Below are 14,609 nucleotides of genomic sequence, written 5' to 3'. Positions count from 1 at the left end.
CCCTACTTCTTAAATGATTTAACTCTACACAATTCTTCAAAGCCCATTCGTTGATAAACTTTTTCACCTTGTTCAGAAGATTGTAAAATGGCATATTTATATCCTTTTTCGCTAGCATCCATTAAAGGTTTTGCTGTAACCTTTCTTCCATACCCTTTTCTACAATAATCCTTTTTAGTTCCAACATTATAGATACCCGCAACACCTGCATAATAATAGACAGATGACATACATACTGGTTCACCGTCTTCATACCCTAAATAGTTAATTAAATCTTGATCAAATAATAAAACTGTATTTAGAAAATCCTCTCTAGCTGTATCTGGCAGTTGATAGATTTCTTTAAATAAATCGGCTAAGATAAAAGCTTGTTTTTTATTTTCAACTCGTTTAATTTCTAGACCTTTTAAATCTTCTTCAACTAATTGATCAAGTTTCATTCCCATTGCCGGATATTCGCCAGCATAATGAAAGTTTTGTTTTAATAATGTCTCTTCCAATTTATCGGGAGAATTTTCGGGCCAAACCTCCCAATACAAAGGACTGCTTTTTTTTTCATAAAATTTACTAATATTCTCTACTTCACTGTCTAAGTATTTCGAATTTGGGTCAGTTAAAATTATCCTATTTACTATACGAATAGGAATACTACTATATAATCCTTCGATTCCTTCTCCTTTTAGAAAGTGAATCACATCACTCTTCTTACTAGTCATATGGAAAAAATCCATCAAACTTCTTTGATTTGCTTTTATTAGTTCCTCTTTAGATGCAGATTTTAGAATGCCCATAATCGAATTCCTCCTCTAGTCTACTTTTCATGTTTTTCATCTTGCGTTAAAATCACATGAATCATCTAGAAAATAACCAAAATTAAACCTAGCTTATTTAAATTAATCATCTGTTCAGAGAAAATGAGCGGAATTCAAAAAATACACCGCTATAGTAAATAGGCTTTGTCTAACTATATTATTATATAGTTACTATGAGTTACATTTCACCCCCAAAACACATTAGAAAAATATCCTATAACTGGGACAAGGAGCCTGTCCCTCTGTCCCTTACCATAGATTAATAAGTTTTAGTACTCTATCCATCATTCTTTTACTAATTTTTCCTTGAGAAAATCTAGGGATTTGGCGAAACGGCATGTTTTTGATAAACATTACATTATTTGCTTGTAATGGTTTGCCGATTAAAAATAGAAACTTATTAGCCAATATTACGATGAGATATAGCACTTTCCCTAGACCTTTCTTGTACCGCCCTTGGGCTATCGTATCGTTGTAGCCAAGCTTTTTCTTTCTATCCCAAGAAGGATTCGGTGGTGTGTATCCCAAAAGTTGATGAAATTCCTGATCATTAATATTATGCACATCCGCTGCATAATATTTTTCATGCAGTGCTTGATCGTATGAATGCTCGGCATCGTCACCTTTTATCTCCATGGTATCGGACAACCGGATGTCATCAATAGAGCTACCAACTTGCAACTCATAACTTCCGCTTTCCACTGACCATCCATTAATTAATGTGTTGTAATAGGAAAAAGCATGCTCTCCAAGGTCTATTGTAACCTCTTTTGATTCATTCGCTTCTAAGTATACCTTTATGAACCCTTTCAATTCCTTATTCGGCCGAAATACAGTCGAAGCAAGCGCCTTGATATAAAGCTGTGCAATTTCTTCTCCAGCCTTACTGCCTATATTTTTGATAGTAAAGGAAACGAACTGATCGGTAATTTTTAGCGCATCATAATGAAATTCGGTATAAGACAATCCATGTCCAAATGGAAACAGTACTGGTATTTTCTTAGTATCAAAGTAACGATATCCGATATAAATACTTTCTCGATGCTCAGAAGTAGCCTCTAACCCTGGATAGTAGGGAGCAGAAGAAACATCCTCATATTTCAGTGGGTACGTTTCCGCCAGTTTTCCACTAGGATTATAGTTACCGAGGATGATATCACGCAAGGCTGATCCCCCACCCTGTCCTCCTAAGTAGCCATGTAGGATAGCCTTTACATTCTTTGCAAAAGGCATTTCAATGGCCGACCCTCCAGATAAAACAACGACGATATATTCATGAACCTTTGTTAGTTCACTAACCAGCTCAAGCTGATTTTCTCGTAGTCTCATATTCTCCCTATCAGAGCCTTCCGCTTCACTACCCTCATCAAGACCAAGAAATACTAGTATGACATCTGCCTGTTTGGCAAGTTTTAGCGCATTGTTTTTTAAGGTATTGATCCGCCCACCAAAGCGCTTAAATCCTTGTTCATAGCCTATGACAGTTAAACCGGATTGACTTAGTTGATCCCATGCATTATCCACTTTTGTTGGATTTATAAGGGAACTTCCAGCACCCTGATAGCGTGGATTTTTTGCAAAGTCACCGATAATAGCAACACTCTGCTCCGATTGCAGTGGAAGAATTCCGCCTTCATTTTTAAGCAATACCATCGACCGTCTAGCTGCATCTATAGCCTTACTATGATGTTTTTCCATATCGACTTCTTCAGTAGTTTCATTCAATGTTTTTCGTGTTTCAAATATCAAGTTAAGCAACCGGTCTACACTCTCATCTAGAACGGATTCACTCAGTTCACCGGACCTCACAGCATCCACAATTTCCTTGTCCGTTATTCCACCCGTTGAAGGCATCTCGAGTTGATTACCTGCCAAAAGACCTTTGACACGATCATTATTTCCACCCCAATCGGTGACAACAACCCCCTCGTAGTTCCACTCATCATACAATATTTCTTGCATTAAATGGGTGTTTTCGTTGGCATATTGACTGTTCACTTTATTATAGGAGGTCATCAAAGTTTTAGGTTTCCCCTCTTCTACTGCATATCGGAAACCTTCCAAATAAAGTTCACGTAGAGCCCGTTCATCTACGACTTCATCAATCGTCATCCGCATATGTTCCTGACTGTTTACTGCATAATGCTTAGGGCATGCGGAGATCCCAGTGGACTGAATCCCCTTGATCATATAAGCAGCAAGCTTTCCACTTAGGTATGGATCCTCTGAAAAATATTCAAAGTTCCTGCCACAAAGAGGATTCCTTTTAATATTAAGTCCTGGTCCGAGCAAAACACTGACTTGCTCACTAGCAGCCTCTTTTCCTATGTATCTACCAACATCATCTAACAATTCCAGATCCCAACTGTTGGCAAGCGTTGCTGCAGGCGGAAAGCAAGTTGCCGGTATACTTTTGTTGAGACCTATATGATCCGCCTTTCCTCCCTGCTTTCTTAAACCATGTGGACCATCAGTCAGCATGATCGAAGGGATACCAAGTCTATCAATAGCCGTCGTATTCCAAAAGTTTCCACCAGACATCATCGACGCCTTTTCTTCTAGTGTCATTTCACTGATTATATCTTTGTATTTTAGCATTTTCATTCACCTCGGATAGGGACGTTTCTTCCGTTCCCTTTTTTTGAGACAGAGTGGGACAAAGAGCCTGTCCCTCTGTCCCATTAAAATGGATTTTGGTTTAACCATTGACCGCCATCTATCGTCATACATGCTCCATTTATGTAGCCAGCATGTTCGGAGAATAAAAAATAAGCAAGTTCGGCAATTTCTTCAGGATTCCCTAACCGACCCAATGGCACGCTAGCCAAAGTTCTTTCTGCAGCTTCTTTGGACTCCCACAATTTTTCAGCACCGCCTGTTCGGTCAATTGGTCCTGGAGCAATCGCATTAACACGAATTCCGTATTTTTCCCCCCATTCGACCGCAAGGGTTCTCGTCATTGATAACACTCCCGCTTTTGCTGCAGCAGAGTGAATCACACCAGCGCCAGCACCCCAGGCATAAGTTGCTACCATATTAATGATGCTACCTTTGATCCCTTTTTCAATCCAATACTTTCCTACTTCACTACTGCAATAAAACGTCCCGTTCAACACAATATTAATGACAGAATTCCACCCGTTCGCACTTAGTTTCTCAGCTGGACAAATAAAATTACCAGCCGCATTGTTCACCAAGTTATCGATCCGTCCAAATTTTTCTAGGGTTTTAGCTACCATGTGTTGAACATGATCAATTTCTCGTACATCCATCTGAACCTTAAAAATTTCACCTTTTGGCTTCTTTTGAGTGATTTCTTTTTCTGCAAGATCGAGTTTTTCCTGATTTCTACCCGTAATTACCACCTTTTCCCCGGCTTGAGCAAACCGATCAGCCATGTATTTTCCCATCCCACTAGAACCGCCTGTAACAATAACCACTTTACCCTCCAATAATTTTTCACCCCTTTAAATGAATGATGATTCATTTTTTGTTAGTTATAGTTTATCATGGTCAACGATCCTAGTGATATGAAAACTTACGAGTTTGGTAAAAAAGGTGGGCTCTTGCACATATAAATTATATGGACTTCCCTAATTACACCTAGATACATTTTTTTGAACTCAAATTAAAAAACTCACTCCCAGACATCTGGAAACGAGTTTTTAATCGATAATCGATTTTTACATCCGCGTCATGAAGAAAAATTAACCAGTTCTTCAAGTTCGGTATTAGTATAGTTATTAGCTATTCCCGGCTTGGTACGCAAATAATTAAAAATCTCTATGTCTTCAAGCCCTATTATTGCTTTTAACCCATTGATGATCATACTTAGATATTCGTTCGATGGTTTATTAAACGGCACATCTAAATCCCAATCAGCAGTAAAAGTGAAGATTGGATATCCATCTGCTTCACCTAAATAAAAATCGTACCGTACCATGAATCTATAATTGTTTTAAATCCGCTTTCAACTACTTCTTGTAGGCCAATATCAACTATTTCTCCGTTATTTTCTTGTTTCACTACATCCATAAATTGCTCTACGGTTATCAAGTATTTTCTACTGTATGTATGGATTTTTTCATCTTTTTCCAGCCCTATAAATGCTACTCCTTGTTTTTGCCAACGTGCGGATGCTTTTGCAAAATAGAGTGGATATCGCATAACATAAGTTCCTTCTTCAATTGGAAGTGACTTATCTCTACATCCTACTTCTACTTTTTCAGAACCTTTTGGTTTTCCACCTCTTATATAACATAAAAATCGATCTCTATCTAAATTTGATCCATAGCTTGCATACCAAACATAATTGAGATTTTCGAATCTGGACATTGAATCACACCTTAGCCTTTTTCCTTTATCATAAAGACATTTCTACAGTTAGAAAAGCCTCTTGTAGTAAAATGTATGTTACGTTCAAGTTTTATGTTTCATAAATTAACCTAATCCAACTATTTTTCACATTCCTTAATAAACACATCAAATAGTCGCTGCATAATTGGATCAACACTTGCCATCTCCTCAGGGTGCCATTGAACTCCGATCAACAGTGGTGATGTTTTATCAATACTTTCCACTGCCTCAATGGAACCATCCGGGGCAACTGCTACTTTTCTTAGATCCGATGAAATTCGGCCAATGGCCTGATGATGCATACTATTAACGCGGATGTTCGAGGTGCGGAAAATTTGATATAACCTACTAGTAGCATCAATTTGAACATCATGAGTCGGTTCTGATCTATCAGCTTTCTGATTGTGGTTAATAGCATTAGGGTTATTAGTGACAATGTCTTGAATTACTGTTCCTCCTAAAGCAACATTTAGCATCGTTGCTCCTCTACAAAGACCCATAACTGGTTTATTTTGTTTTTGAGCATTTTGAACCAGACCGATTTCTGTTAAGTCACGGTTTTTATTTGTTTTTTGTATCTTTGGAGACGGGTTTGAACCATAAGAACTCGGATCTACATCTTCACCGCTACTTAAGATAATTCCTTTACAAGCATTAACCCATACTTCTGTCAGCTCTTGTGTACCAGTTGGAATGATTATCGGAACCCCACCTGCACGAACAACTGCACGGATATGCTTCTCATGTAAATTATAACTTGGAATATTATTATGAGTGACAATAGAACTAGTAATTCCTATTATAGGCTTAATTGATTGCTCCACTATTTTGCACTGCCTCCCTGACCTAATCCTTTTCGAAAATTACGCGGATTTTTCACAAGTCGATCTGTAGCTTTCCACTATAGAAATATTATTATTTACATAAAGCATTCGCAATTATTTTTCGAAAATTTTACCACAAAACCAATTGGCTAATAATGTAGTGCTTTATTATAAGTCAAATATAACCAGCCATAATATTTGAATTCATGGTTATTATAAAAGAGTAATAAAGACTCTAAAAGGAGATGTTTGGTATGGCTCAACAACAAATTGATGTAAATCAGTTAAATCAAGCAAAAGGTAGTGTTTCTTTAACTAAAGAACTATTAACACAAGCAATTGAAAAATCTTCATCTGACCAGGTAATGGCTCAAGAAGCAATTAAACAAGCCGCAGCTGAAATTGCGCAGGCTCAAACTTCAGTAAGTCAAGTTCAAAGTGCAATAATGACCCAACAACAATCTCAATCCGAATAATAATCTTTTTATAGAGGAGTTTTATTAATGCCACAGCAGGCTCAGCAAGTTCTAAATCAAATTACACAAATTGCAAAACAACTGGAGCAACAAGAACAACAAAACGCACAACAGCTTCAACAAGGACAACAAGTAGGAGCACAGCAACAGCAACAAATGGCTAACATAGAACAAAATGCTGCACAACAGTTGCAGGAGATCCAACAATTAATCCAACAGTTTCAGCAACAAAGCCCACAACAAAACTTTCAATCATCAGCTGGGACAAGTCCTAACCAGGTTAACGGAGTAACACAATCTGTTACCCAACCAGGATTTGCAGGAACAAATGCTGAGGAAGTTAGACAGCAAAATCAACAAGCTGCTCAAAATAATACCGGTGGAAACGGACTTAGCTAAGGGACAGAGGGACAGGCACCTTGTCCCGGAGCCCAAAGAACAAACCAAACAACTACCTGTAGAAAAGTTAAAGAACCTATTCCTGATGCTATAAGGAATAGGCTCTTTCTTTGAATTCTTTTTATTAGTCTGACAGTTTATCTTGTCCCGAGGTCTCATCCTAGTAATAAAACTTACTCTAATTTCTCAATTTCTTTCACCATGGCTTTCCCCGGATTGGAGCCCTTGATACTCCCTTCAATTGTTGCACGGATTTTATTACCAAGACTGAACTCATCAGTAGAAATACCTTCTAGATAGGTGAAGTCAAAACCAATCCCCTCTAGCTCCATATGTTGAAGCTCATCTTTAATCCATTCATAATCTAACCTGTTAAGCTCCTGACCGATTAATATCATGTCATCCTTTTTTTCCAGTACGTAACCTTGAACCGTGATATCTAGCTCTTCATCTTGTATATTCGTCGACTGATCAATCATGTATTCTGCAATCTCTGTTAAGTTCTGAGCATCTTGACTCTCATCGCAGGAAGCCCAGCGATACTCACGATCACCACCGTTTATGTACACCTTTAGATAATAGTTTCTATTGTCCTTGGTCGAACAAGTGGTTTTTATGTCTTTTTCGGCTAAGTAGTTTGCAAATACTAATTTTTTGTACACCTCTTGCTTTACAGTATCAGGCAGGTCAAAATCACTCTCCGCTTGTGTATCTGTCTCTTGTTTTAATGTATTTGTTAGTGTATTAATTTCGTTTTCTAGTTCTTTGCCATACTTCAATTCCACTTCAAAGCGATCTTGCTGACTCATGTTGTAACTAATTTGTAGAATCTCACGAGAAAGACCCTCACAGTCAACCGCGATATAGGAAACGTTTGTGGGATTAGTTTCTTCAATCAGATCCCCACAAGTATTGGTTATTACCTCACCACTCCCAAAATTGTCTTGCGTGGTATCATACTTAACCTCTAGTGATTCACCGTTATACGTTAAATCTGTTAGTATAGGATCTCCCTCAGTAGTGTAATGAACAATCCGTAGCTCAGAGACGGTACCAATCCGCATATTTTGGTAAAATTCCGCCATCTTTTCCCACCCTTGAATTTGGCCATGGGTATTTAGGACATCAACATTTTTAACACCCGGTACGTTGGGTTTGGACTCCTCTTTCACATCTGGTTGTTTTTCTTCCTCTACACCAACCGGATGGATTGTTCCACCATCATTCGTATTCTCATTGCAGGCTGTCAAAGCCGTTACCATGACTAAGAGACATATGTATAGTAGTCTTTTCACAGGATTTCACATCCATTCTATAGATATTTTGCATATAGTTTTGATCTAGTCTGTACTCATCATTTTTACTGTATTTATGTAGTGGTTTAGTTGATAACTTTAAAAGTGAATATTTATATATTAGTCGATAAAGGCTTGTCCTAAGTTACAATCGTACAGATTAAATTATCATCTTTGTTTTTTTATAATTAAGGGAATGTAATCGAGTCAATTTTAGGTCTAGATAAAGTGTGTGATAACACTTCTTTCGGAATCCAGAATTCATAAGAAAGATACTGAGCTAGAATGCACTGTTTGGAACCCTTGGGTTTACTAACTAATCGAATCGTACTGATGTGATAAATAAAAAAGTGGGACAAGGAGCCTGTCCCCTTGTCCCTTTACTTATCCACGATTGCAGCGTATTTCTTCATAATAATAAGTATTGATTTCATCCAAATGAAACTATAGATCATTGTAAAGAGAAAAATATATAAAACCAAACGCAGGTCCAACTCTCCACCTATTGAAGGGCCTAGAACTGGGAATTCGATCACTAGTAATAAAAATAAAATACCAAGCATCAATGCGGTTGCAGAAAATAATACAACAAGCCACTCTTTTTTAAGCACTCTAAAGCCAAAGCCCATACTAAGTCCTAACAATCCTGTAGTTATTAAATAGACATAAGCCTCTGCTGGTTGAATCATAGATAAAAGTGCAAACGTTACAAGGTATGTCAAAAAGCCTGTGCGGAGAGACCTTAAGGTAGCTAAAACAATTGGAAACGATGATAGTGCACTAATCAAAAGGCCAATACCACCAAACATTCCTGAAGACTGCAGTATTGCACCAATCGTTCCAAGCAAAGCTCCATATACCACACGCTCGGCGTTACTTTCATCGTTCCTTTTCATCTGTTTTAACATAAGGACATCACTTTTCATAAAAAATTTCTTCATATCGATCACCTGACTTCAGTAAAATCAAAACTTGCTTCAGAATTGTGGAAGATTGAGAAGGACAGTTCAGCGTGTGCTTTTTGAATTTCAAGCGATAAGGCCAGATAGGTTGGTTCGATAATTTTTCCAAGATAGGATAGAGGTTATCATTCTATAGAAGGTATAATAGTAGAATTATATATTTTGTTGGTAAACAATCGAAATGGATGCCATCTCTAACATATACTCATTGATCACTAGTTGGTCTGTTTGCTTTTGGTGGATAATTGGTAGCGTAATCTGGGTTATTTCCGAAAGACCTAACAGCAAACCAAATTGCTCTGTTACAGCAAAGGCACCTAATGTATTCATGTTTGTAAGTAATAACTGATGAAGCATTTGCCAATCTCCCTGCGCTCCACCAAGCATTCCTTTTAATCCACTAATTGTTTCCTTCAACATTGCGGAAGCATGGCCTCCGTATTGAGAGAAAAAGTACGGATGGCGATCAATCAAAGAAAATAGTTCTTCCACAGCTCTGATATGATTCGCAGCATGAAAAGTAATGTCTGTTATTGCTTGACGAATATGAGGTTCTTGAATTTTACTAACCGTGTCCTGTGCTAACTGATGATACGAAATCTGCGCCATTAAGGTATTCCCCAACCATTGACCAATTCGATCCAGGTGTTGCTCCCAGGTTTTTGGATCAAGGTCAATAAGGATTGGTCCATCTTTACTAAGCTGTGCTTTCTCAGTTTTATAACTTGGAAAATTCACTTGGCTACGATAAAGTCCCCATGAATCATAATTATTCATTTTACCACCTTCCATCGGTCAAAATTTTCTTACTCCTTTGTTATTTTCCATAATACACCTGTGTGGGCATAAGATAACATAAAGCCTCCAGTAACCGTCACATAACCAAAATCAAGCACATACAAGCTCTTTCCATCTGCAGAAAACTTACAGTCAACAGGACGTTCGATTCCACCAGAACCATAGTAGGAAGCGGGACCAGGTCGTTTATTCATGAAAAAGGGCTCGCCTTCTCCTGTATTGACATCCACCTTCATTACCTTAAATCCATTGTCTAATGCTTTTGGCCTTGGTGAGTTGAGTGGTGCTAAAGTTCCCCATTCACATGCAAATAGTTTTCCGCGATGACCGAATACATCTGACTTACAAAAATCCATCATCGTCATGCAAGAATGGGGATTTTCCAAATACACTGGCGGACCAGCCCAAGGCGGTGGATTTTGGAGCATTGGTTCTGCCGCTTTTCCCTTTAGTGGATATTTGCTTTTATCCCAAACGGGGATTCCATCTGCACATATGTCAGGATAGCCATACCAATCCGGTCTTCCTACTGACCCTGGTGGTTTCTGTGCATTCTTTATATGCCAAATACGATCCGGATCATTGGCAACTGCACGTTCACTTTGTTCTTCCATATCATTATCGGAAGCATACAATTTCCCTTCCTCATTAATTGCCAGTCCATAAGGATTCCGAAGTCCCCAGGCCAGGAGCTCTGGTTCTGTGCCATCTAATTTAGAGCGCCAAAGTCCAGTGTTACACCAGAATTGACCCTTAATCACCTCTCCTTTTTTCGCAGGAACTCCGAGTGGCTTGAATGGACCAGTTTCCGTTAAATAAGGGAAAGGCATTAAAGGGTTTCGACTCCATACATTGTTTCCTGTTAAGGTGACATCTTCCCCAGGAACATCGTGGGCAAGTGGGTGTTTCGCCATATCAACCGTAAACCCTTGCGGTAGAACAACTCCTTGTTGAGCAACAGATCCTTGGGCAAAATAGAGGTAACCGTCTGGACCAATAACCGGACCACCCGGTTCATGCCATCCTCCATCAGGAATTTGGTCGAATAGGATTTCCTTTTTACCAGTCCTAACATGGTGCCGAAGGATTCGTGTATGATAGCCACCCTTCACACTCACATACAAATATCCATTATGATATGCCATTCCGCGAGGCCCACCTAGTGTTTCAACAGCAAAAACGTCAAGCTTTCCGTTAGGATTTAACCGTAGTGTTCGAGGAATTGATGCAGGGCGAGTTGGCCACGTACTCCCCCCCTCATTTACGAATACTGTGCCGTCATCTGCAACCGCCATCCCGGTTGGGAATGAAAGACCAGCAATTATTACTTCAACTTTGTATCCCTCCGGAACCAAGACATCATCAGGATTAATTTGCGGACGAACAGTTGTAGGTAAATGTTTCAGATCTTCTGTTGTCCCCTTCGTCGCGTTCAAGTACATCCTTTCACATCCTTTTCTCTCCCGCCTTTGTCTTTGGAATGTTATCCTAGTCTTATTGGACTGTAAGGCAGAAAAATTATACCCCTTATCTTTGAAAGATAGGGATTAGCCTTTCATTTGTATATTCATCGCTTTTACTCCTACTAGTTAATGACATCCTTCACGTATATATGCATGATTTTATTAGGATATGAAGAGGACAATCGAAAGAAAAGAAGTTCAATCTTTTGGATAAACCCATCTTTATTTACGCTTTCTGAGCACTGCTAATATAGTATAATGAAAAGATGAGCATAAAAGAGGCTGATATTCTTGATGAAAAATGCAACACTACTATTGGAAGTTTTTTAAGTGGAAATTAATCTCACACAACTACACCGATCATAAAATTATTTTTCACTAACCATCCTGAATACCTTGAAAACGCTTGTCCCTAGGAGGTGAATTATGAATATTGTTTCTATAATGGTCGTCTCACTAATACTTCTCTCAATCACTTTATTGGTTTTATGGTTTTTGAAAAGAAAAGATAAAAAGTACAAACTTGCTATTATAATTATTCCTTTTTTATTCCTTATAGCGTTTGGCACTACATTTATTCCTCATAAAGTTGTAAGCATTGATCCATCAAATGTTTCAAAGATTACTATTTTCGATGGAAATACAGGCTATGACACGGAAATTACTAATAAAACCGATATTAACCATATTGTCAGGAATCTGAATGAAGTAACATTTCAAAAGGGTAAACCCTCATTTTTGTATATGGGCTATAGCTTTAGAACAACCATTTTTGATGATAAAGGAAAATCTATTAAAAAGTTAACAATCAATTCGAATGATACAATTAGGTACAAGGGATTTTTCTACACTTCAATAGATAATTTACTCGAATATGATTACATAGAACAGTTAGTTCGTGAATAAAACCACTATCGGTGCAAGATGGTTACAGGAGGGACGTTCGGTATTGGCGCTAGTGCAAGCAGGTTAGCTTGAAAAGGCTATCAGTTTTTATGATGGCTATTAAAATTTATTAGGGGTGTGTAAAAAATGGGAAGTTTTCTTATCCTACTTCCAATCATTTCAATTCTGATTGGTCTTTATTTAATTACGTTAGGTCTTTGGGAATTGAGAGAAGGTATAAATAGAAATCAATATATTAAATATATGTTCACTGGACTATTTCTGTTACTTATTTTATCTCCACTACTTTGGATTTTTGGTAACCTACTTCCATTCCACCTCGGTTAGTGGGACAGAGGGACAGGCTCCCTGTCCCACTTCGAGAATTACCGGATATAGTCACTCATAATTTAGACTATCTGTTATCTTAATAGTCCTCGTGCTAGTAACGTTGTTAGATGATAAGTATGTAGTAATTTTAAAGTACAAAACAAGGACCAGCCACGAGCATATTCCACGTGGCTGGTCCTCTTCTGGGACAAGGAGCCTGTCCCCTTGTCCCTACTTCTTTTTAAATTTGCTATCTTTGTTTTTTGAGCGAATCTTTGAAATCAGGTTATCTACTTTTTCTTGCTCTGTACTAGTTGTTTGCTCATTTAGTTTGAGTGAGGTGATTTTATCGTTTTCGATTGTGAGATCAAAATAAGATTGTTCACTACTTCCCACTGGTAACTCTGCTTTAGGTAGGATGAATTCTTTATTGATCTCATCGACTAAAATAACTGCAAATTTTCCCTCTTCGATTCTGTCCAAATAGCCTTTCACGAGTTTAACCTCCTATGCAAGCAAGTCCTTGCGATTTAATATCCTCAATTCTTGCTAGGCCAATCCCATTTATTCGCGATAAATCATCTACAGAACTATATGGTCTTAAGTCAATCAATTCTTTAGCACGAGCAGGACCAATTTGGATAATTTCTTGCAGTTTCTCCACTGTTGCCGAATTCACATCGATACAACTGTCCGTAGTTTCTGGTGAATTGCTATTTGTATCCTGCTGCTGTTCAGATGAATCACCAGACGTTGTATCTTTAGTGCTACTTGGTGAAACAGTACCATCTTTATTGGTTAACACCTTATAGTCTTTTCCATCTGTTGAAACAATAATTGTCCCATGAACATCAGTGCCGTAAAGGTCAATATTAGAATTTTGAACAAGATTAACAACCTCATCATGTGGATGACCATAGCTATTATCTGAACCTGCACTATAAATAGCAATAGATGGATCCACTTCATCTAGGAACGATGATTGTGTAGAAGTCGATGACCCGTGATGCCCTAGTTGTAAAATATCTGCTTGTAAATTAAAGCCACTATTTAACATCGTTGTTTCAGCACTTTTATCTGCATCACCTGTAAAGATGAATTGAATCTCATTATAGGTTAATTTTAACGAGATAGATTCTTTGTTATCATTTTCAGATATGCTACTTGGGTATAATACAGCAATTTCCAGAGGGCCAACCTCAAACTCGTCACCTGCTCTCGGTTCATAATAATCGACCCCATTTGAATCGATTGCTTTTAAAAGTCTTTGAAAGGTTTTGGAACTACTTGTATTACCAGACAACCAAATTTCACCAACTTCAAAACTGTTTAGAACTTTATCTAATTGTCCTATATGATCTGCGTCTGGGTGAGTACCAATAGCGATATCTATTTGTGAAACACTTTGAGAGTTAAGGTAATTGACCACATTGTTTTGGTTCCAGTTTCCGGCATCAATCAGAATTGTGTAGTTCTCATTGTCATGTGAAAATTGAAGTAATGTCGAGTCTGCTTGACCCACATCAATGTAATGAACTTTAAGTTCTGATAGACTGTTAACTTTTTCATTGTTGTTACTATCCTGCATTTCCTCTTCATCTGTTTGCGTAGAAGAATCACTTGATTTATCTTCAACCTCAGTCGATTTCTCTTCTTCAGCTTGAGTTGAGTTTTCGTCCTCACCTTGTTCTACTGTATCTATCTCTTTGTTGTTTGTTTCAATGGGTTCTTGTCCACACCCACTTAGAAGTAAAATAGTTAAGATACTGAAAATAGCCACAAGGTTGCTTTTATACATCGAATCCCCCGTTTCTACTAATAATCTTATCACAAACTAGGGACAGAGGGACAGGTCTCTTGTCCCACTCTGAGTGTTAGCAAATGCAAGCAATCATCGGTAGGACTACCTGTTTTATCAATAGTTGTCTCAGTAGTATTGTTGTTTACTAATGATGTAGAAAATTAAAATGGACCTTAGTATAATTCTCACGGCAGGTCTTCTTCTGGGA

16 protein-coding genes are annotated in these 14,609 nt (G+C 38.0%); 4 read left to right on the top strand and 12 right to left on the bottom strand.

The annotated features are described in order from the left end of the window. Positions 1-2 precede the first annotated feature (2 nt). The 6 genes from GH741_RS02055 to GH741_RS02035 all read right to left on the bottom strand — a co-directional run bounded on the left by GH741_RS02055 (position 3) and on the right by GH741_RS02035 (position 5,992). Positions 3-791 (bottom strand): GNAT family N-acetyltransferase, encoded by a 789-nt coding sequence (locus GH741_RS02055; RefSeq protein WP_153735112.1) that lies wholly within the window; start codon positions 789-791, stop codon positions 3-5. A gap of 270 nt (positions 792-1,061) precedes the next feature. Further along, positions 1,062-3,410 (bottom strand): beta-glucosidase, encoded by a 2,349-nt coding sequence (locus GH741_RS02050; RefSeq protein ID WP_153735111.1) that lies wholly within the window; start codon positions 3,408-3,410, stop codon positions 1,062-1,064. Between the two features lie 83 nt (positions 3,411-3,493). Further along, entirely contained in the window at positions 3,494-4,264 is a 771-nt protein-coding gene (fadH, locus tag GH741_RS02045) for a 2,4-dienoyl-CoA reductase (RefSeq protein WP_153735110.1), read from the bottom strand. Between the two features lie 242 nt (positions 4,265-4,506). After that, positions 4,507-4,755, bottom strand: coding sequence for a hypothetical protein (locus tag GH741_RS21825; protein WP_240795382.1), 249 nt, complete (start codon positions 4,753-4,755; stop codon positions 4,507-4,509). Next, the gene (locus GH741_RS02040; protein ID WP_240795381.1) at positions 4,731-5,147 is read right to left on the bottom strand and encodes a hypothetical protein; all 417 of its coding nucleotides are present in this window, start codon (positions 5,145-5,147) and stop codon (positions 4,731-4,733) included. The genes GH741_RS21825 and GH741_RS02040 overlap by 25 nt, the downstream gene beginning before the upstream one ends. Positions 5,148-5,266: 119 nt before the next feature. Next, entirely contained in the window at positions 5,267-5,992 is a 726-nt protein-coding gene (locus GH741_RS02035; protein WP_338079199.1) for a gamma-glutamyl-gamma-aminobutyrate hydrolase family protein, read from the bottom strand. A gap of 254 nt (positions 5,993-6,246) precedes the next feature. Here GH741_RS02035 and GH741_RS02030 point away from each other — a divergent pair, with 254 nt between their 5' ends. Together GH741_RS02030 and GH741_RS21820 are read left to right on the top strand one after the other, a co-directional pair. Continuing rightward, complete coding sequence (locus GH741_RS02030; RefSeq protein ID WP_153735109.1) at positions 6,247-6,468, top strand: hypothetical protein; 222 nt, start codon at positions 6,247-6,249, stop codon at positions 6,466-6,468. Positions 6,469-6,495: 27 nt separating this feature from the next. Continuing rightward, the gene (locus tag GH741_RS21820) at positions 6,496-6,867 is read left to right on the top strand and encodes a hypothetical protein (protein ID WP_240795380.1); all 372 of its coding nucleotides are present in this window, start codon (positions 6,496-6,498) and stop codon (positions 6,865-6,867) included. A gap of 173 nt (positions 6,868-7,040) precedes the next feature. Here the strand turns inward: GH741_RS21820 and GH741_RS02020 are convergent, their stop codons facing one another. The 4 genes from GH741_RS02020 to GH741_RS02005 all read right to left on the bottom strand — a co-directional run bounded on the left by GH741_RS02020 (position 7,041) and on the right by GH741_RS02005 (position 11,364). Next, positions 7,041-8,129, bottom strand: a complete 1,089-nt coding sequence (locus GH741_RS02020; protein ID WP_153735108.1) for a DUF4362 domain-containing protein — start codon at positions 8,127-8,129, stop codon at positions 7,041-7,043. 413 nt (positions 8,130-8,542) lie between these two features. Next, entirely contained in the window at positions 8,543-9,103 is a 561-nt protein-coding gene (locus tag GH741_RS02015; RefSeq protein WP_153735107.1) for a hypothetical protein, read from the bottom strand. Between the two features lie 174 nt (positions 9,104-9,277). Then, positions 9,278-9,901 carry a hypothetical protein gene (locus tag GH741_RS02010; protein WP_153735106.1) on the bottom strand — a complete coding sequence of 208 codons (624 nt, stop codon included), beginning with the start codon at positions 9,899-9,901 and terminating at the stop codon, positions 9,278-9,280. Positions 9,902-9,930: 29 nt separating this feature from the next. After that, positions 9,931-11,364, bottom strand: a complete 1,434-nt coding sequence (locus GH741_RS02005) for a PQQ-dependent sugar dehydrogenase (protein WP_153735105.1) — start codon at positions 11,362-11,364, stop codon at positions 9,931-9,933. Positions 11,365-11,811: 447 nt separating this feature from the next. Here GH741_RS02005 and GH741_RS02000 point away from each other — a divergent pair, with 447 nt between their 5' ends. Together GH741_RS02000 and GH741_RS01995 are read left to right on the top strand one after the other, a co-directional pair. Further along, entirely contained in the window at positions 11,812-12,291 is a 480-nt protein-coding gene (locus GH741_RS02000; RefSeq protein WP_240795379.1) for a hypothetical protein, read from the top strand. A 126-nt stretch (positions 12,292-12,417) separates the two neighbouring features. Continuing rightward, the gene (locus GH741_RS01995; protein ID WP_153735104.1) at positions 12,418-12,618 is read left to right on the top strand and encodes a hypothetical protein; all 201 of its coding nucleotides are present in this window, start codon (positions 12,418-12,420) and stop codon (positions 12,616-12,618) included. Positions 12,619-12,831: 213 nt separating this feature from the next. Here GH741_RS01995 and GH741_RS01990 read toward each other — a convergent pair whose 3' ends face one another. After that, entirely contained in the window at positions 12,832-13,095 is a 264-nt protein-coding gene (locus GH741_RS01990; RefSeq protein ID WP_153735103.1) for a DUF3006 family protein, read from the bottom strand. 4 nt (positions 13,096-13,099) lie between these two features. Beyond that, positions 13,100-14,398, bottom strand: a complete 1,299-nt coding sequence (locus GH741_RS01985; protein ID WP_153735102.1) for an MBL fold metallo-hydrolase — start codon at positions 14,396-14,398, stop codon at positions 13,100-13,102. Between the last annotated feature and the right edge of the window lie 211 nt (positions 14,399-14,609).

The sequence above is a fragment of the Aquibacillus halophilus genome (genome assembly GCF_009649745.1).
In the GTDB taxonomy this organism is placed as follows: domain Bacteria; phylum Bacillota; class Bacilli; order Bacillales; family Amphibacillaceae; genus Aquibacillus; species Aquibacillus halophilus.
The sequence above is the reverse complement of the archived record's forward strand: the minus strand, read 5'-3'. Positions and strand labels throughout refer to the sequence as shown.